Raw genomic sequence first — 19,489 nt, 5'->3', positions numbered from 1 at the left:
AACCTAAAGGTTAGTGCCCTTACGGTATCTTTGCTAATGGCCGCTCAGGCGCCCTATTCAACTGCGATGGGTATTTATCTTCTGCCTGTCCGTAGGCAGGCTATTTGTGAAACACAATTGCTCTGTACAATTTTGATTGAATTGAAACGATAATATGGTGATAAAAAAAACACATAGTCCTGGAATCAGGCACAAAGTATCAGCTATTCCGCTCACGCTTACCATGCTCTTTCCGTGGATAGTGAGTCTGTTTATGCAGGAACCGGCATCAGGGAGTATTGCGTCTTTTGGTGCCTATATGCTAGTAATTTCTTTTTCAGTATTGCCTGTGAAAAAGCCCCTTCAGCAAGTATTAATTGCGGCCGGAATAATGATCTTTTTCGCGACGCTGGGTTTCAGCGCCCCAGGCGGCTCAATTTATTTTTTCCTGTTCGCCATCCTGGCAGCCCTGGCACAAGGCCTGGCTGAACTTCGCGGAGGGAATCTACGCCTGCCGGTCTCACTGGCTGCCCTTGTTTTTTTTCTGGCGCACGGGCAATCATCCGCTGAAACGCTTAGTCAGTATATTTTTTCCTTTGGTCTTGGTTGCCTGTGGGCTATCCCCTTTATTCTAATCTTTATACCAAAAGAAACGCTATCACCAGCGCGCGCCCCCCTTTATCCCATGGAGTCACCGACACAACGCCGGTTTCTATTGGGCATTACCTTCACCGCGTTATTAGGAACTATCGCCGTGTCGCTTAGTACAGTGGCGCATGCATGTTGGATCCCTGCCGCCGCACTGCGGGTGGTTAAACCTGGGTGGGAGGAAACGCGATATCGCATACAAACCAGAAGCATGGGAACGATGCTGGGAGCCATCGTCGGAAGCATAATCCTGGTATGTTACCCTTACCCCTTGTTTCACATAGCCATTGTTGGCGGGATGTTCCTGTTAATGTTACAGTTTGGGGCCAAAAATTACTTCCGCTGGTCATTTTGTCTGACCACAATAACCCTGGCCTTCAATCCAGCCGTCGGCAGCGATATTTTTTCATTAGCTCAGGAACGAGTACTTTTCACTATCGAAGGAATTTCGATCGCGTTCATTATGATGAAGATATTTTCGTACAAGCGATCTTAGCCTCGTGGTTCGAGCCCGATGATCGCTCCTGTCAACTTTCAGCAATATCCAGGCTATCGTTACAATAAGGCCGGTAATGTGCCATCAATTCTTCTCTTGTCGAATAAGCAGACATATCATACTTAATCTCTCTAATCGCTAGCTTACGCTATCAGTGACAGAATTTTTTCATCGGGTTTGGCGGGTGGCTGCTCGAAAACCGGAAATTAATCGGCAGCCATACGTTATGATACACTAATTCAAGCTACATTATGCTTACATTAAATAACAGCTGCTGTTAAACTCTTTCCAGCTCGTTACAGCTAATTGTCATTCGCGATCCTAACGAAAGATATTACTATGCTCCTTATGCAGCTATTTTTGCTCAGAGTAACCGGACCAAGCAATTTGCTTTGCATTCATTTCAGTTCATGGCACTCGATTGCATCACCTCTCCACGCGGGCAGACATTGCTTTTACGTCTGGCACTTCTCGTCATGGATAATAAAACAATCCTCATATTATATTATCAATAAAACACCTTAATTATAGAAAAACAATAAATAACCACTAAGGGGCAACTTATAAATATAATACATTCAATCCCACACACCTAATCAGAGATAAAGGATTCATCGATTCTAAATTTATTAGCAAATCCGATGAGTTCTACAAGCGTTTGACAATTTAGCTTTTTCATCAGACGACTTTTATAAGTGGAAACGGTTTTTGAACTTATATCCATTTTGGCGGCTATATGAAAATTACTAGCCCCCTCCAGTAAATGTCGCAAAACTATGATTTCCTGCTCGGATAAGGCTTGTAGCTTATTCCTCGCATACGTTCCTTCTCCGGAAACCCTATGTTGCGAAAATGGAAAATAAGAATAACCATTATGCGCAGCCTGAACAGCGGAGAGAATAATATTAATCGTTCCTTTTTTACTCACAAAACCATTACCTCCAGCACTGGCAGTACATCGCGAATAAAAATACTCGTACTTATTCGAGGTCACAATGATGCTTCCCTTATAAAGGCGCTTACGTAACGTCTCAACCAGTCCGATCCCGTCGATATCTGGCAGGTCGACATCGACAATAATCGTATTTGGCTTCAACTGGTCAACGATTCTAAGGGCGTCCATACCATTTATCGCCTCACCAGTAACAGACATTCCTTTATTTTCCAGAAGGGTTTTTATGGCTATAGATTCCAGGGGATAACGATTAATAAGGACCACGCTGATATTTCTCTCTTCGGTTAGATCTCCATCATTTAAATCTGGCATTTATCTTGAACACCTCTATCGCTGATGGTCCTTTTTTTACATTCATAAAAACGCACTACAATAAAATCTATCCATCGAGAAATAGACGTTATATTTAAAAAGCAAGTTGTCTGCATCGCACAACATTCCATCATTTTCTTACTCACATTGATTGCAAAAACTTCAATTAATCAAAAGCGAAACTCGTTATTTATTTCTGGTCACCAAAAAACAACTCAATTAACTTCTATCAGAACTCCTCTTTGCTAAAACACGACATTCCAAAAATAACGCTTAAAACAATAATTTTGCTCAAACCAATACTAAAATACCGGAGAAGAATGGAGGGAAAGCGAGGTAGTACATTGATTTTTCATATCTACTTTGGATCAGAGGATAACACTCGCAGCTTAAACCATCGCAGGATAACAAAAAGTGTTTTCGATCAAAGGCCTGAAGATACTCACTCATCGCTGCAGAATCGTTATGTTCTTGTTTACTGCATATGGTTTACTTCATTTAAGCTCAAAAAGAGTATTTAGCTCCATCAAACATAAGAAAAGTAAAACATTGTTCGAGAGAATAAAAACAGTTTAAATCAATCAAAAACAACAAATACAATAGCCAAAGCCTATCAAAAAGGGTTTTCACGAAAATTACAGAAATTAAGAACTGATAAAAAAATACATGTTACCAACTAACCATATGATAAAATTAATTATTATTTATAGTAAGCAAACTTAATTAATTACCTTTTAATAATCCCGATACTTAATTATCATCGAAGGGTATTTTTTGAGAATGATTCTTTGATCACATAAATTCTGTCACACAACAGTCACACATAAAAAGTATTAATCTATGCCAAATTTTGAGTAGCAGTCCCCCTTTACGCCATCTTATCCAGTAAGTCCCTGATTTTTTGAGAAGATAATTAATTACCCCTTGGAACACACACTGCGCATGATATTGGCGAGATGACTGCCCACACCATCTCCACTTATTTTGTAAGGCTTTACTTACTGAGAGGAGATTATCATCGCCGCACCAGGCACTGGAACGCTTAACCTATGCTTGTCTTTTCTCCCTATTTAAGCTGACGGCGCGTATTGCTAACAACCACTATACTGATAACAATCCTTCAAGTAGACGACAGACTGAATCTCTGACCAGCATACAATATCTTGTTCCCCCTGTTGCAGGTTCATTTGTAGTAGCTGTGATAAGGTGCGTCTGGATGGTTCCGGCGTATTAAGAAGGGTATTCGTAAGATGCTCAAAGTCATGATGTTGAAAGATGCCCGTCGGAACTGGTTTGTTTAAGGTTGCAGGAGTGCTCCCGAGTGTTCTCCATGCCCACTATAATAAACGCGGAAAAGCTATGTACCTTAAAAAATTAGTAAACCAAAGCTTAGTAGTCTTCACCCTTATTTCACCTGTCACAAGTATTGCAATAGCAAAGACGGGGACAGTGGTGACGAAAATGCCTCTGGATCCCGCGCATGGGCTTTTAGAGGCGAAGAGTCAGTACCGGATTGAGTATACGGCTGTGGATGGTGTACGGGGCAAAGGAGAGCGTACTGACAGTGCGGCAGTGTTTATTCCCTTTGGCCCAGAGCCAGAGGGCGGTTGGCCGGTAATCGTTTGGACACATGGCACAGTAGGAATAAACTCGGACTGCGCACCGTCACTGAATACACGCACGGCACGAGACAGCCAATATCTTAATACATGGCTTTCTTTGGGGTACGCGGTTGTGGCTCCTGACTATCCCGGATTAGGCTCAGACGGGATGCACCACTATCTTAACGCACAAGGTGAGGGCTGGAGCGTGCTTGACGGTATACGTGCTGCGCTCACTGAATTTCCGCTTAAAAACGAACTGGTACTGGTTGGCCAGTCTCAGGGGGCACACGCCGCCTTTGCTGCAGCAGGCTATCAGCCCACCTACGCACCAGAGCTGAATATCATCGGGACCGTGCTAACTGGCACCCCCTATTTTTCTGCAGAGAGCGATGTTGCCAGCTTATTCACCAAAAGTGATGATAAAAATCAGTCATCTGGCGATCCTAAAATACCGTATATTTTTTATATATGGCAATCGGCTGCGGATACTAACCCTACGCTGAAGGCGGAGAATTACTTCCAGAACGCTGCCTTAGTACAGTTGGATGAGGCAAAAGCCCTCTGTATCACCCCGTTAACGCAAAAAGTGATGCATAACCGCCTGAATATGAACAATAGTCTGACACCTAACATCCAGTCACTGCTGACTAATGCGCTCCCTTCACTTTCTTATCCGACGCTGAAAATCACGCATCCGGTATTTATTGGCATTGGTGGAGACGACATTAATGTACCAACAGCTATGCAACAGCAGTTTGCCAAAGACGTGCAGGCGGCAGGTACGCATACTAATATTCATCTCTACCCCGGACTTGACCACAGCGGCGCGGTAAATCCTTCTCTACGCGATTCCGTACCGTTTGTCCTGGGATTGAAAGATAAACCCTGATCCACAGGGCATTCCTGGAATATTTAAGCTAAAGGAAGGGGCTTATCATGCTACGCAGTAGCGTACATCGTGAGCAGTAGATAGTTGAATCTACCATTCTGCCTGGTCGTAAGGTGTGGACAGTAGACTCACCATGAAAGCGCTGGAAATGGCATGGCAAACGTGCGGTAAGCCCGTCGGAGTGATGTTCCACAGTGATCAGGGCAGTCATTATACGAGCAGGCAGTTCCGGCAGTTACTGTGGCGATACCGGATCAAGCAGAGTATGAGTCGGCGCGGAAACTGCTGGGATAACAGTCCTATGGAGCGCTTCTTCGGGCGGGTCAAAAATGAAATATTCTACGGCAGAAAATGGGCAGACATAACACTGGAAAAATTTATCTGCCTTCTGGACAGTTAAATACGCTGGTATAACGATAAGCGAATTAAGGTATCAGTAGGTGCAATGAGTCCGATGAAGTACCGGCAACATCTTGGGCTAAATACATAACCAGTCCAGGAAAACATCCGCATCCCCGAGACGAACATCTCAATTTAGCTACTACACCGCTACTTCGCTTAATTTATTTCATCTTAAATATCAATGAACTGCATCATTAACTTAAGTTGATGTTATAGCAATCGCTATACAGGCTCCTTAGTCATGACTGACCTGGCCACACCGCATATCGCAAGAATTTGCTCTCTCAGCCAGCGGTGACCGGGGTCGCGTTCCATTCTTGGGTGCCACATCTGCGATACCGTAATACGACGGCTTTTGAACGGCAGCTCGAAAAGGTGTACCTGGTCCGTTACCTGCTGATTGAGTAAATAGAGTGCGGGTATCATGGCGATAAGATCCGATTCCAGCGCCACGGAAAGTGCTGTCGGAAATCCCGGTACGACGCTCGCAATTTTACGTTTTGTCCCCAGTTCGGCCAGCGCATCGTCAACGGATCCGTGCAACGCGCCCTCGGGTGACGCTACCACATGGCCCCAGGCGACATAATCACTCACGCCTATTTCAGCCTGCTTAGCCAGCGGGTGCCCTTTACGGACGACGCCAACAAACCGATCCTCAAACAGTCGTTGCAGCCGTATTTCTGGCCCCATATTACTCTGAACGCCAATCTCCAGATCAACCAGCCCTTCCCGAAGATAGCGCGACGTTTTTTCCGGCTTAGGCGCGAAGCGTATACAGACGTCCGGCGCTGCGTCGGCAACCGCTGCTATAAGCGCAGGCCCAAACGCCACCACAAAACCATCGTTTGCCCTGATGGTAAAAAGACGCGCCAGATTTTGCGCGCTGAACGTTTCAGTTGAGGGCTGTAATACCGCCCTGGCATCGTGCACTGCACGCCTGGCGCGATCCCGGGTCGCTTCGGCCCACGGGGTCAGTACCATGTTACGCCCGGCGCGTACCAGGATCGGGTCTCCTGTGACATCGCGTAACCTGCTTAATGTCCGGCTCATGGCCGAAGTGCTGAGGTTCAGACGACGAGCCGCACCTGCGACACTCGCTTCACTCAGCAGTACGTCGAGAGCTACCAGCAAATTAAAATCGGGATCAGACATTACCCTTCCTCCCAGCACATTAAGATAAGGCGTTTGATGCAACAATAAAGTGAAAATAGTGCGCCTTCCGCCTGGTAAAAGCCATCTTTATAGTTTTGTCATCCATACACTCTTCTCAGAGGACAAATGATGACGCTCTTTTCCAGTCAACCCGGCGACGAAGGACTGCCTGGCCCGGCGCGCGCACGGGTGATGGCCGCAATAATGACCACCACCTTAATGGGCGTGTTTGATGGCACCATGATCAACATTGCCCTGCCCTCCATGGCTCAGGAGATGCAGGTACCTGCCAGTATTGCCGTCTGGTTCGCCAACGGGTATCTGCTGGCAGCTGCGATGACGCTGGCGATATTCGCGGCGCTTGCGGCCCGTCTGGGTTATCGCCCCGTATTTCTGGCGGGCCTGACGACCTTTACCCTGACATCACTGGGTTGTGCGCTGGCGAATAAGCCCGAAGTGCTTATCGGTATGCGCGTGCTTCAGGGGATCGGCGGCGCGGCGACGCTGAGTATTGCCCCCGCAATACTCAGGTCCGTATTTCCCGGACGCTTACTTGGCCGCATTCTGGGGTTCCATGCCCTGCTCATTGCCTCGAGCTCCGCTATCGGCCCGGTATTGGGCGGTACGATCCTTCACACCCTTAGCTGGCAATGGCTGTTTGCGATAAACGTTCTTCCCGGCACCCTCGCCCTACTGCTGGCGGTCAGAGCGCTGCCGCGGGATGCGATCCGTATGCAGGCGCCCTTCGACACCGTGGGCGCCATATTGTCGGCGCTGCTGTTGGGTTCGACGATCATGGCGGCGAACAGCCTACAGAACGCTACTTCTCAATTCGGCAGCCTTTGCTGGATGGCTCTCGCTGCGCTGAGCGGCATGGCTTTTATCTGGCAAATCCGCCGCACGGGTCATCCCTTACTGCCGCCGAGCATGTTTAAAAATGAACGTTTTACCCTCGCGGCCTTCACGTCGATGGTTGCTTTCGTCAGCCAGGGGATCACCTTTATTGCGCTACCCTTCCTGTTTCAGAGCGAATACGGCTACAGTCCGGTAGTGTCTGCCCTGCTGTTTACGCCGTGGCCATTAGGGATCGTGCTGATTGCGCCGCATGCAGGCCGTTGGGCGGACACGATATCAGCCCCGGCGATATCCACCCTGGGGCTGGTGGTATTTGTCGTCGGTTTGATCCTGCTGGCGACATTACCCGCCAGCCCTTCAATGTGGGATATCTGCCTGCGAAGTCTGGTATGCGGAATAGGGTTTGGCTGCTTTCAGAGTCCCAATAACCGGGAAATGCTCTCAAACGTTATTCGTGAGCACGCGAGTTATGCGTCCGGTGTTTTATCCATTATGCGCACTTTCGGGCAGTGCCTGGGAGCCGCCGCCGTAGCCGTTCTGCTGGCAGCAGATGAAAGGTCAATTCATGTTGCGCTGTGGAGCGCCGCCGCGGCCTCTGCGGTATCGGTCGTCGTCAGCGCGAGCCGGTTGCGTAAAATCACTCATCCTGCGGAAACAGGATAAGCGCAAAAATATCACTAAACGCTACGACTCCAACGCCAGCAGCGCAAAACGCCGATCCCGCAACCAAAGCGGAGTCTTCCGTCGGAGTTCAATAGACTAACAGAATGCTATAACCGCTGATTTATCAAGGGAAAATTGAGTTAGGTAGACTTCAGGAGACTTGAATTTGGAGCGGGCGAAGGGAATCGAAGTATCGAAGACAATCACCAACTAACCATTTGATTCTTAAAGACAGGTGAATCCGTCTGGTTACACTTATGGTTACACACTGAGTGATCTCTGGTCAATACCCACAGTTAGATTCCCATGGCGGGAATAGAACCTGAGGTAAGACGTGCCGCCCTTCTCCTTTAGAAAGATTCACAGAGAGGTATACGCTGTGCTATCTCGATAGCTACGGGGGGAGCTGCCCACAAGGGAACTATTACATATCCCCTCAGATTTTTGTGGTAATTTCTTAAAGCTCCTTCACTACGTAATACACCAGAAGGAGGACCAGATAGAGCATCATCAGGTTTGACATAGCGCCTCCTTGAGTTGTGATGTGTACTGACAGGTGTACTCGTGTACTGTTTTGCTAGTACAAAATAAACCCCAGAGTTTTACCTCCGGGGGAATCTTAACGGTTAGTCTTCAAACTTCAGGACGTGGACCAGCGGATAACTAGCAGCCGCCTCAGTGTCGAACGCTCCAGCCTTAACCTTAACGGTTCCCGTTGCCATGACATCTAGTGCGCCTACCAGTTCGACGTCATAGCCTGCACGGTTAGCGTCACGAGTAACCAACACGTTAACGAGGTCGCCGCTGCGGGTTGAACGGAAAGATAACATAGCGTACTTCTTCGGCAGAATGATAACGCCACGGTCATCACCACTGTAAGGCGCAACGGCAGTGCCTACCAGTTCGCTAATCTCGGTCATACCCGCTTTCTGGGCTGCACGATTGAGGATAGCTTCGTACTTCTCTGGGACCAGTAGAGTGTAATCGGTCAGTGAGGAGCCAAGGTAGAAAGGCAGGTTCACCGCTACAGCATCCAGAATGTCATCGGCTTGTGCTGACGCTTTGCCAGACAATGCGCCCACTTTGGTTGACTGAAGGTCTGGAGCATCCAGCAGCACATCGACAACTTTAGAGGTCATATTACGTAGATACTGGTCAACCATATCGGTAGCCGTAGCCATCAGACCAGCGCCAGTCCAGCCGCCCATCATTGCAAAGTCGGACACGTGGGTAATAGCTGAACACAGGACACCTGTTTCTTTGGCGTCCTTGTCGGCAATCACAGGGCCAACCATCAGGGTCTGACCGCCTTTCACCTTAGTGGTCGGGGCGTTCTTCGCTGGGTTATACACGCCGTTGGACAGGAAGCGGACGGTGCGATCGGTCAGAGTCTCACGGTTAATCGGAGTCGGTAGAGTGGCAAATGGGCGCTGCTCACAAGGGAATACTTCGGTATTCAACCCATCGATAAAATCACCATCGTTAAGCGTCTCATCAAGTGCAGACTCAAGGGCCTGTACATAATCAGTCACGTCATTACCGAATGCCTGCGGGCGGCCTGAGCGGTCAGTGAAGCCAACATTCATGATCTCGCCTGTACCGTCAGCCTGAGAGATAATCTCGGTGCGCGTCGTATCAGTACCAAAGACGCTATGCGGAATCTTGTTGCCTTCTTTATCCAGCAGGTGAGCGCGGAGTTCGTCGGTGTGTTTAATCTTTGAATTGTTCGAGTCGATACGTTTTACTTCTGGCATGGGATGCCTCCTTGTATTTAATTTGAATGAGATTGATGTTGGTAGCGGTATGGCACCATGAGTTTTGACCCACAGCGCCATGAGTGGGCGTAGCCGTTGAACTTACAGACCGAATGCAGCGCCTTTACGGCTGAAGCGACGCTCAAGGTCTGCCTTACGTTCCTTACGCTCTGCGGCCTCTTTAGCGATTTCTTCAGGGGTTGCATACATAGCGGTGATGCGCTGACGGTCTTTCTCGTTCTCAATGCGCTGACGCTCAGCTTCTCTACGTGCCTCTGCGTTGCTCTCAGACCACGCTCGGGAATACGCCCCGTAGTCATTAGCGTTAAGACCAGCAGCGTGCAGGGAGGTCAGGATGGCGTGTGCTCCTGCGCTCAGGGCAGGTAGACCATTCAGCATTGAGGTCACTACAATCTCAGTGAAATACTTGGTGGACATCTCTTGACCGAAGACCAGCACGGTCTCTTTGTCGGCGCTCAGGTTGATGTCGAGCTTACGGTATGAAATAGACATAATTTGATTCTCCTTTGAAATGGTTGAACTTATCGGTCTCGCAGGCACGGCTAGCCCTACGGTCTCCCCGCATCGGTCAGTTCAAAAGAGTGTTGTTTGTGGTGGTGTGGTGGCTTACTTGAAGTCCATCGGGGTCAACCCTTCGGCGGTCGCCATGAGACACAGCGCACCTTTCGAGTAATACATATCGGGCCGGGTGTGCTTCGGTGGGAGACCCAGCGCGGCTACGAGTATGGCTGTAGGCACATCCAGTAGGCGCATAGCTTTACGGCCTTCAGGTGTCCGGGGGTCAATCTTCACGTCTACACTGTAAGTGGGCGGTAGGTCTGGCGGTAGGGTCTTCATGATTACAGACCCTTACGTCCAAGACGCTTAAGGGCGACGCTGCGGTCCTCATTCTCGGAGGCACCCGGACGGAACTCCAAGCGCTCACGGTACCGCTCACGGAAGCCAGCAGCGGCCTTAAGGACGCCAGCGGAGTTATCTTTTGCGGCTTCGATGGTCATCGCTTGGATGGTGCTCAGGGAGTCCTCAAGGATGGTTAAGACCTCAATGCCTAACATACCGTCATATGACATAGCGAGAGCGCCAGCGGTCTTGTAGTCGAGCATGTAAGTTTCAATCTCCCGCGATGCCCCCTTACCAATTGAGGCTTTATATCTTTTCCTCAGATTGAGTAAATGATCCTCCGGGAAGATTCTCTCCAGTTTACGCTTAACGTTGTCAGGTCGTTTACCAAGACCCCGAGCCAACTCACCGATTTCGATGAGGCCCTTACCGTCTGACATAGCGCGGCTCAGGTAGGCGATTTGGTTGGCTGATAGTTGTTGATTACTCATATTTACGTGTACTCCATTTTGTTTGCATCCTGAAGTCACACCCTGCTGACCTACACAAAGTCCCCACGTAAAGGGAGACCAGCAGGCGACAGGATGCAGACAGAATGACTTTGTGGTTAATAACTGGTCGTGTGAGGACCGGATAGACGACACGCAGAAAATGCGGGTCGGTAGGTGAGGACCAATCTGATGAACTCAGGGGCGGCACGTCATGTGTGACCGGAGACCCTGTATAATGTTCAATGGCTGGCGCAGCTAGCACTGCTGGTGGTGGTGCGAGTAGCGGTGAATCCGCACCAGAAGCGTCTCTGGGTTCATGGCCCAAAGCTGATACACACGATGTTGCCAGTTGTCTGGCGTTGATTACTACCTAAAGATTTCACAATGAGGTACATCAGCGCATCGGCAAGGAGCCATGCCCAGAGTAGGCTTCGGGTGAGGACTGACGGTTGTACAGAAAGAGAACCATGTGTTGACAGCAGCACTAGCTGCGCTAGCGAAGTGGTATTCAGACCGTCTCCCTATAGTGCTACCTAATTATCCAAGGGCTGACCGCTGGAGACACAGAGGACTGTGAGTGGCCCAGAGTATGGTGATTATTAATGATAAATATCATCACCTCTTTAAGTTCACTTGGGGTAATACTCAAAGTTCCAATAGTTATCTTTTAATTAATCTATTATTTAAACTATAAGTATCTTAATGGTCTTTAAGTAAAACTTTAAGTTAGCCCCTGCAGGCTCGTGTCTATTATTAGTATAAAGACTATTTGCTATTCACTCATCGACTGACCTAGAAGAACCGGGAAGCAGTGACATAATGTCTCCGCTGTGTTCGTCTGTATGTGGCCATCCCGCCCCTGAAAGGATGCGATGAGTTACGGTTAAAGGAATGCTGATTGTCAGCGGTGCTAACTGCGCCAGCGTGAAGTGTGCATAGGGACAGTGAGTGTCATCATAAAATTTATTTCTCACTGTCTCCCTATAGTGTGCCCTAATTCAAAATGCTTGACATATAGTCAATTATCAAGGTGATTTGGCGTATCTCCCTATAGTGAGTCGTATTAGACTTCCCCCTATAGTGTGCCCTAATTCCGAAGGACTATCCGCCAGCCTTGCTGTCCCGCTTTTCGATATTTTGTCGGGGACCTTCAGGCATACTCTGGAACATCGCTTCGATTTCTTTAGGTCTGGTGATGCGGTCATCAACAATGATATTCAATAACTTAAAGAGACCATGTGTTAACTGAGGGTCATCATCAAGGCTAATCTCTCCGGGATGCACGGCCTGATTACCAACGATACGGCAAATGTCAGCAGCTTGTTGGATACGGGGAGGAAGACCTTTCTCAACGAGAGACTTGATGTCTTTGTTTATGTTCTCTCCCGGCTCACCCAAGTGAACCATTAACTTCTGGAGACACAGGCGGAGGAGTGCTGCGGCCCCTTTAGGAGACAGGTTAACGATGCTTCTGGCTTCCATGTAGTCGGACTTACAGTCTTCCGGCATGTCTGGATTTGGCATTTCAACATTCGCAGAAGCAGGAATCAGAAGGGACTTTTCGAACCAATATGAATATTCCCCACAGCGCTCACATTGTGATACATGCATAGGGAAACCCGTGTCTTCATAGTACGGATATAATCGCCCCCATGTTTGCTTAGCATAAGCCTGACAATACGGACAGTTAAAAGCCTCTTTATCAAACTCCGCTGGTTCGTATGGAACCGCCATTTACTTTACCTCCTTATAAACATCAGCCAGAACGTTAACCAATCGGTCTACCTCAACTTCTTTAGCGTAGCGGTCATAAGTAATAGACCCTGAGCTATGCCCCATAATAGCCTGAGCGTAAGCCAACTCGACGCCATGCTGTTTTAACTGAGTGGCGACCGTATGTCTAAACGAGTGGAACGCCAAGCCGTCACTGTCAGCCAGAACTTTAGGTAACAACGTTCTGTTAAACCACTTGCTCACCTGCTCACCGTAGCCGTTCTTCATGAGACGCAGGCCATCGAATACCATAGCATCTTCACCCCCCGCGTTCCTACGGGCTTCTAACAGGTCCATAAAGTCAGCCAATACAAAACCGTAGGCACCATCAACCAGAGGGACACAGCGATCACTGTGGGCGTTCTTGATGCTCTTACCGGGCAGGCTGCTGTCATCCTCATTGATATGAATATAAACGGTCCCGGCCTCAGTGACCCTAACGTCTTTTACCTGAAGTTGAGCTACTTCATTGAGTCGCGCACCAGTGATAGCCGCCAGCACCGTAACGTAATAGTGGTAAGGCTTGCCAGAGGTCTTCTGAGAGTATGCCTTAGCGGCGACCAGCAGTTGCCCTACCTGCTCCGTAGAGAAAGCGTTACGGGCCTCTGAGGCTTTACGCTGGGGAACCTTGAGTTCCAGCCCCTCAGTCATATTCTTTTTAATCAGGTCATTACGCACAGCCCACTTAAAGACCGCCGCCATCTTAATGAGATATTTATTGTTGATGGTGACTACGTCCAGACAATCTGTTTTCTCTTCACGGCCCAGCAAGTCAACCAACGGGGCATCCTTGAAGCGCTGCTTACGGTTCTTCGGTAACTGCTGGAGGACATCACGGATTCTAAGCACGTCAGCGCGTGTTACCGTATTGGCGTCAGCACCAAGACCCAGATAGTCAAAGATTTCGATTAACGCAGCGTGAGACGATTGGTTTTCCCTTAAGGTAGCAGGCTTCCAGTTCTGAGCGTTCTCCGCTTCATACTGCTCAAAGAGGCTAGCCACAGTGACGCTTGGTGTGACTGCTAGTGCAGCTAGCGCTGCTGGTTTTACCTCAGGAGCACTAACAGATAGGGACACAGAGGCTTGGTCATCCTGCCGATCAATACCATCAAAACGATCGACGTAATCTATCAGTGACTGACTGTCTCCCGCTTCGATACGCTTCATGCAAGCCTTGAGTACCTTCAGGGCCTCATTGATGTAGCGATGCTGGTCAATACTCAGCGGTTCACTAGCCAGAGCATCGGTAAGGTTCTCACCAAGTTCACCGTACTGGTCCCGATAGATGTCCCTCATGTCCGGCTCGAAGAGGTCAGAGCGTCCCGCTGAAAGTTCCCACTCCGCGATATCCCGTAAGTGTTTCCTCATATCCTCGTAGGAGGCTGTAGGGTTATCCGCATGGATTGCCTTGAGTGCTGCCTTAATGTGCCGGGAGTGAGCCATAGCGGTTCGTCTATCCTTGGTCCGTAATGAAACTGAGGCCATTCTATCATCGTTTGATTGTCTAACTCGAAGACGAAAATAGTAGACGCCGTTACGCTGGTAAAGGTAGGTGCAGGAATTGAGCATGTACTGAGGCCTTAGGTCAGCTCACTGTGTCAACATAAGGACGTAGCTTGGTCGCTACAGGGTTACAGCGTTGGTTACAGTGAGTAAAACTATCGGAAGGCTTAAAGCCGTATCCCTTAGGATTCAGTAAGTTGGAATACTTTAAGAAGGGTCATGGAGCGGGCGAAGGGAATCGAACCCTCGTATAGAGCTTGGGAAGCTCTCGTTCTACCATTGAACTACGCCCGCGAAGAGGTGCGAGAAGCATTATAGCCCTTACGCACCCTGTGACAAGCCTGCCGGATGCTGACTGGCGATAAAATAACCTTTTAGCACTTAGGTTTACTTCCCTGCGGCGGCAGGTAACGCAGCGGATCGATGGCTGTCGCCCGGTAGCGGATCTGGAAATGCAGCCGCACTGAGTCGGCATCCGTACTGCCCATGGTGGCAATTTGCTGGCCGGCCTTCACGCTCTGGCCATTATTCACCATTAGCTTATCGTTGTGGGCATAGGCGGTGATGTAATCCTCGCTGTGCTTAATCATGATCAGGTTGCCATAGCCGCGCAGCTGATTGCCGACGTAGACCACCTTGCCCGCCCCGGCGGCATACACCGGCTGGCCGCGGGTTCCGGCGATATCAATACCTTTATTGCCGCCATCGGCGGTGGAATAAGGCAGGACCACTTTGCCGCTGGTCGGCCAGCGCCAGCAGCGCTGTCCCACCGGCGGCCAGGAGGACTGAGGTACCGCGGACGAAGGCGTGACCGCCGCGGTGCGCGTAGAGGAAGATTTTTTCTTCGTTGTCTTCGTTGAACTGCTGCCGTTAAGCTTCAGCTTCTGCCCCACCTCAATGGTGTAAGGCGGGGAGATGTTATTCAGGCGGGCCAGATCGCGAACGCTGGTGCCGGTGGTGCGGGAGATGCCGTACAGGGTATCGCCGCGTTTAACGGTGTAGGTGCCACCGGAATCGGAGGTGCTGGAGCAGCCGGCCAGCACCAGGCTTGCCGCCAGCATCAGTGTCATATAAAAGCGTTTCATCATCAGGCATCCTGCACTTAACACAACCACTTACCTCGCAATCAGGGCGAATATCATACCAGTCCGTGCAACAATCCCCAATGCTCTACGCTTTTTCTCTGATCTCTACTCCCTCGGCGCGGTAAAAGGATAACCCCCGGCTATAATATCCATCAGCGCCGGCAGATACGGCATCGACGGCAATTTCACCAGAGCCGGATAAAATATTTGCGGTGAGGGGAAGACATCAACCACATAGCAATGAGGAAGTTTTTCGGCATTCACTTCCGAAGATGGCAGCAATGTCGCCGCTTCCAGCCCGTCCTCCAGCCAGTCGAGGATCACTCCGGGCTGGGTAATATGCATAATCACCTTCGCGCTAACGCCGGATTTACGGAACAGGTCCATTAACATTTCATAGGTGCCGGAATCTTTCGCCCGGTGCAGCAGCACCAGCGGCATCTCCGCCAGAGCATTGTAGTCATAGGGGTTGGAAGGCGGTTGCGACAGGCATTTTTTATTAATGACCGCTACCAGTTTAATGGGGTCGAAGGAGATATAATCGAAGCCTTCTCCGCGGTAGGGTCGCTGTATTAATGCCAGATCGATAGCGCCTTCATTTAATAATGTTTCCAGATGACTTGAGTCAGTCACCGAGATATTTATCGCGGTTTCAGGATTGCGCCGATAGAGCTCCATTAATAAAGGCTGAAAATAATTCTGGTACAGATGAGTTAAGCCAATACGTACTTCCACGCGGGTCTTTTGCGCAATATCGGCCGTCTCCCGAGCGGTATCCTCCACCTGGCGTAAAATTTCACAGCCTTTCCGATATAAGAAATACCCCGCTTCCGTCGGTTCAATGCGGTTGCCGCGGCGCTCGAAAAGTGAAACCTGCAGCTCTTCTTCAAGCTCCTGAATCCGCTTGCTGAGCGGTGGTTGCGCCATATTGAGCGACTTCGCTGCCTGACTCACCGAACCGTGTTCCACTACCCGGCAAAAATAGCGTAAGCGTTTAAGATCCATGACCGGCCTCATTAATTATCTTCCGGGCAGTATCACACTAACGCTGAGAAATAAAAAGCCGCGTCGAATTCACCATATTGATTAATTGTTTATTAACATTTTTTTAAAACCAACTTTTTTGATCTACTGACCATCCGGTAAACGGTATTTGTTTAATTTATCGAAGAAAAATATTGTGCGCTTAGCAAAATTGCTTTTTAAAGGAACACTCATGGCAAATTCAGATAAAAAAACGCCGTCACCGGTGCATGATTTACGTTCGGCTCTGGCACTGTTAAAAACGCTGCCGGGCGAATATGTTGAGACCGATACCGAAGTCGATCCTCACGCCGAGCTCTCAGGCGTATACCGCTACGTGGGCGCCGGCGGCACCTGCCAGCGCCCAACGCGCAAGAACGGCCCGGTCATGGTCTTTAACAAAATTAAGGGGTTCGACGATATCAGCGTGGCCATCGGTCTGAACGGCTCGCGCCAGCGCGTTAGCCAGTTCCTGCAGTGTGAACCGGCAAAACTGGGTCATTTGCTGAAAGATTCCGTTGAAAATGCTATTAGCCCAACCATGGTACAGGGCACGGCGGTATGCCAGGAAGTGGTTCACCTCGCCAGCGATGCTGATTTTGATCTGCGTAAACTGCTGCCTGCGCCAACTAACACCGAAGAAGATGCCGGTCCGTATATCACTATGGGCCTGTGCTACGCCTCCGACCCGCAAACCCATGAATCCGATATCACTATTCATCGCCTGTGTGTCCAGAGCCGCGATGAGCTATCAATGTGGCTGACGCCGGGTCGTCATATCGATGCCTTCCGCATGAAGGCGGAAGCGGCGGGCCAGCCGCTGCCTATTTCGATCAGTATCGGCGTCGATCCGGCTATCGAAATCGCCGCCTGCTTTGAGCCACCGACCACCCCGCTGGGTTTCAACGAGCTAAGCATTGCCGGCGCGCTGCGTGGCCGCGCGGTGGAGATGGTGCAATGTAAGACTATTAATGAAAAAGCCATTGCCCACGCCGAAATCGTTATCGAAGGCGAACTGGTGCCGAACGTGCGCGTACGCGAAGATCAGAACACCCATACCGGCCGCGCAATGCCGGAGTTCCCGGGCTATACCGGTGAAGCGAAAGAGGCGATTCCGGTTATTAAAGTCAAAGCCGTCACCCATCGTACTCAGCCTATCTGGCGCACCACCGTCGGACCAGGCGAAGAACATGTCAACATGGCCGGGATCCCGACCGAAGCGAGTATTCTCGATATGGTGGAGCGCGCCATGCCGGGCAAATTACTCAACGTCTTCGCCCACTCGGCAGGCGGCGGCAAACTACTGGCGGTACTGCAATTTAAGAAATCTTCCCCTGCCGATGAAGGCCGCCAGCGCCAGGCGGCGCTCCTGGCGTTCTCCGCTTTCCCGGAGCTGAAGCACGTCATTTTGGTGGATGAGGATGTTGATATTTTCGATAGCGACGATGTGCTGTGGGCGATGCAAACCCGCTACCAGGGTGATGTCGATACCGTAATGATCCCGGGTGTGCGCTGTCATCCGCTCGACCCGTCGCAGGTGCCAGAGTACAGCCCGAGCGTGCTGCAGCAGGGAATGTCGTGCAAAACCATTTTCGACTGCACCGTACCGTTCCATCTGAAACACAACTTTGAGCGCTCTAAGTTCAAAGCGGTTGATGTAAAACGTTTCCTGCCGGACTTCGAATAAGGGCGAATACCATGACACCACGCATCATCATTGGGATTAGCGGCGCTTCCGGGTTCCAGTACGGCGTGAAAGCGCTGGAACTTTTGCGGCCACTGGCGATAGAGGTTCATCTGGTGGTCTCCAAAGGTGCGGAAAAAACCTGCGAGCTGGAAACGGATTACCGCTTAGATGAAGTGATGGCGCTGGCTGACGTGGTACATCCCATCAACCATCTGGGCGCGTCCATCTCCAGCGGCTCGTTTAAAACGCTGGGGATGTTGGTTGCCCCCTGCTCGATGCGATCATTGGGCGCTATCGCCCACTGTCTCACCGATAATCTGCTTACCCGCGCGGCGGACGTAGTGCTAAAGGAACGCCGTCGGCTGGTACTGCTGGCGCGCGAGACGCCGCTTAATCTCGGCCATATACGTAATATGGCGGCAGTTACCGAGATGGGCGGCATCATCTTTCCGCCGGTGCCTGCACTCTATCAGCGTCCGCAAAGCGCAGATGACATTATTACCCATAGCGTAAACCGCGCGCTTGACCTGTTTGACCTGGAGGTCAATAACATCCCACGCTGGGGTGAGGGCGAGCTGCTTTACACGTAACAGGAACTCGCAATGTTAATTGGTCCGTATGTAAATGGTTCCGCCGTGATTATCGGCGGATTGATCGGCGCAATGGCCGGAGGAAAACTTCCGGAACGCGTCAAAACAGCCCTGCCGATGACCTTTGGTCTCTGCTCCGTCGGCCTGGGTATCACCCTGGTACTGAAGGTGAAATATATGCCGGCGGTAGTGCTGGCGATGGTACTCGGCGCCTTCCTCGGCGAACTGCTGCATCTGGAAAAACGCATCGGCAGCGCGGCGGGATCAACGCGCGGGTTGATTAATAAAGTTCTTCCACCCGTTCAGGGATTAGGTCATGAAGAGTTCACCGAAAAATTCGTGGCTATTTTGGTCCTGTTTTGCGCCAGCGGTACCGGTATTTTTGGTGCCATGACCGAAGGTATGAGCGGCGATCCATCAATCCTGTACATTAAAACCATCCTCGATCTTTTTACCGCCGGGATCTTCGCGACGCTGCTGGGCTACGCGGTGATGACCATCGCTATCCCGCAGATCGTGATTCAGGTGGCGCTGGCGATGCTAGCGGTGTTTATTCTGCCGATGATCACGCCGTCAATGATGGCGGATTTCTCCTGCGCCGGTGGATTGCTGATGGTGGCCACTGGATTACGCATCTGCAACATTAAGCTTTTCCCGGTCGCCAACATGCTGCCAGGGCTTGTTTTGGTAATGCCTTTCTCCCATTTATGGGCTACCCTAGTGGCCTGAGTACATGACCCGGCGGGTTTGTGCCGGGTCATTTTTTA

Annotated in this window: 16 protein-coding genes, 1 tRNA gene and 1 pseudogene; 8 read left to right on the top strand and 10 right to left on the bottom strand. The window is 50.1% G+C overall.

Annotated features, from left to right (window positions below; translation table 11 throughout):
- The first annotated feature begins 253 nt into the window (after positions 1-253).
- Positions 254-1,123, top strand: coding sequence for an FUSC family protein (locus tag DR88_RS09125; protein ID WP_223369634.1), 870 nt, complete (start codon positions 254-256; stop codon positions 1,121-1,123).
- A gap of 592 nt (positions 1,124-1,715) precedes the next feature.
- Here the strand turns inward: DR88_RS09125 and DR88_RS09130 are convergent.
- Positions 1,716-2,390: a LuxR C-terminal-related transcriptional regulator gene (locus tag DR88_RS09130; RefSeq protein ID WP_004149735.1), complete on the bottom strand. Its 675-nt coding sequence runs from the start codon at positions 2,388-2,390 to the stop codon at positions 1,716-1,718.
- 1,359 nt (positions 2,391-3,749) lie between these two features.
- Between DR88_RS09130 and DR88_RS0126335 the strand changes: the two genes are divergently transcribed.
- The 3 genes and pseudogenes from DR88_RS0126335 to DR88_RS31750 all read left to right on the top strand — a co-directional run bounded on the left by DR88_RS0126335 (position 3,750) and on the right by DR88_RS31750 (position 5,373).
- Positions 3,750-4,883: an alpha/beta hydrolase gene (locus DR88_RS0126335; protein ID WP_032443952.1), complete on the top strand. Its 1,134-nt coding sequence runs from the start codon at positions 3,750-3,752 to the stop codon at positions 4,881-4,883.
- A 118-nt stretch (positions 4,884-5,001) separates the two neighbouring features.
- A pseudogene (locus DR88_RS31755) lies at positions 5,002-5,217 on the top strand (DDE-type integrase/transposase/recombinase); the annotation flags it as partial.
- A 66-nt stretch (positions 5,218-5,283) separates the two neighbouring features.
- Positions 5,284-5,373 (top strand): IS3 family transposase, encoded by a 90-nt coding sequence (locus DR88_RS31750; protein ID WP_108523715.1) that lies wholly within the window; start codon positions 5,284-5,286, stop codon positions 5,371-5,373.
- Between the two features lie 134 nt (positions 5,374-5,507).
- Here DR88_RS31750 and DR88_RS09135 read toward each other — a convergent pair whose 3' ends face one another.
- Complete coding sequence (locus DR88_RS09135; RefSeq protein ID WP_002916293.1) at positions 5,508-6,437, bottom strand: LysR family transcriptional regulator; 930 nt, start codon at positions 6,435-6,437, stop codon at positions 5,508-5,510.
- A 129-nt stretch (positions 6,438-6,566) separates the two neighbouring features.
- Here DR88_RS09135 and DR88_RS09140 point away from each other — a divergent pair, with 129 nt between their 5' ends.
- Entirely contained in the window at positions 6,567-7,955 is a 1,389-nt protein-coding gene (locus tag DR88_RS09140) for an MFS transporter (protein WP_032443950.1), read from the top strand.
- A 626-nt stretch (positions 7,956-8,581) separates the two neighbouring features.
- Here the strand turns inward: DR88_RS09140 and DR88_RS09145 are convergent.
- The 8 genes from DR88_RS09145 to DR88_RS09180 form a co-directional block, all read right to left on the bottom strand.
- The gene (locus tag DR88_RS09145) at positions 8,582-9,709 is read right to left on the bottom strand and encodes a hypothetical protein (protein WP_025861868.1); all 1,128 of its coding nucleotides are present in this window, start codon (positions 9,707-9,709) and stop codon (positions 8,582-8,584) included.
- Positions 9,710-9,811: 102 nt separating this feature from the next.
- Positions 9,812-10,222, bottom strand: a complete 411-nt coding sequence (locus DR88_RS09150) for a DUF6971 family protein (protein ID WP_023302705.1) — start codon at positions 10,220-10,222, stop codon at positions 9,812-9,814.
- A gap of 347 nt (positions 10,223-10,569) precedes the next feature.
- Positions 10,570-11,061, bottom strand: a complete 492-nt coding sequence (locus DR88_RS09155) for a hypothetical protein (RefSeq protein WP_023286860.1) — start codon at positions 11,059-11,061, stop codon at positions 10,570-10,572.
- A gap of 1,101 nt (positions 11,062-12,162) precedes the next feature.
- A complete protein-coding gene (locus tag DR88_RS09160; RefSeq protein ID WP_000290523.1) occupies positions 12,163-12,795 on the bottom strand; it encodes a DUF4145 domain-containing protein in 633 nt (210 codons plus the stop codon).
- Positions 12,796-14,403, bottom strand: a complete 1,608-nt coding sequence (locus DR88_RS09165) for a site-specific integrase (RefSeq protein ID WP_004149745.1) — start codon at positions 14,401-14,403, stop codon at positions 12,796-12,798.
- 154 nt (positions 14,404-14,557) lie between these two features.
- Positions 14,558-14,631: transfer RNA gene (locus tag DR88_RS09170), tRNA-Gly, on the bottom strand.
- A gap of 80 nt (positions 14,632-14,711) precedes the next feature.
- Positions 14,712-15,425: an amidase activator ActS gene (gene actS, locus DR88_RS09175; RefSeq protein WP_004157874.1), complete on the bottom strand. Its 714-nt coding sequence runs from the start codon at positions 15,423-15,425 to the stop codon at positions 14,712-14,714.
- Positions 15,426-15,527: 102 nt separating this feature from the next.
- Positions 15,528-16,427: a LysR family transcriptional regulator gene (locus tag DR88_RS09180; RefSeq protein ID WP_004181230.1), complete on the bottom strand. Its 900-nt coding sequence runs from the start codon at positions 16,425-16,427 to the stop codon at positions 15,528-15,530.
- 211 nt (positions 16,428-16,638) lie between these two features.
- Here DR88_RS09180 and DR88_RS09185 point away from each other — a divergent pair, with 211 nt between their 5' ends.
- The 3 genes from DR88_RS09185 to DR88_RS09195 are packed head-to-tail and all read left to right on the top strand — an operon-like array spanning position 16,639 to position 19,451.
- Positions 16,639-18,132: a UbiD family decarboxylase gene (locus DR88_RS09185; protein ID WP_032443949.1), complete on the top strand. Its 1,494-nt coding sequence runs from the start codon at positions 16,639-16,641 to the stop codon at positions 18,130-18,132.
- A gap of 11 nt (positions 18,133-18,143) precedes the next feature.
- Positions 18,144-18,722 (top strand): UbiX family flavin prenyltransferase, encoded by a 579-nt coding sequence (locus DR88_RS09190; protein ID WP_004144723.1) that lies wholly within the window; start codon positions 18,144-18,146, stop codon positions 18,720-18,722.
- A gap of 12 nt (positions 18,723-18,734) precedes the next feature.
- Positions 18,735-19,451 (top strand): DUF554 domain-containing protein, encoded by a 717-nt coding sequence (locus tag DR88_RS09195; RefSeq protein ID WP_004144724.1) that lies wholly within the window; start codon positions 18,735-18,737, stop codon positions 19,449-19,451.
- Positions 19,452-19,489: the final 38 nt, after the last annotated feature.

The organism is Klebsiella pneumoniae (assembly GCF_000742135.1).
Classification (GTDB): Bacteria; Pseudomonadota; Gammaproteobacteria; order Enterobacterales; family Enterobacteriaceae; genus Klebsiella; species Klebsiella pneumoniae.
This window is presented reverse-complemented; position numbering and strand designations above follow the sequence as displayed.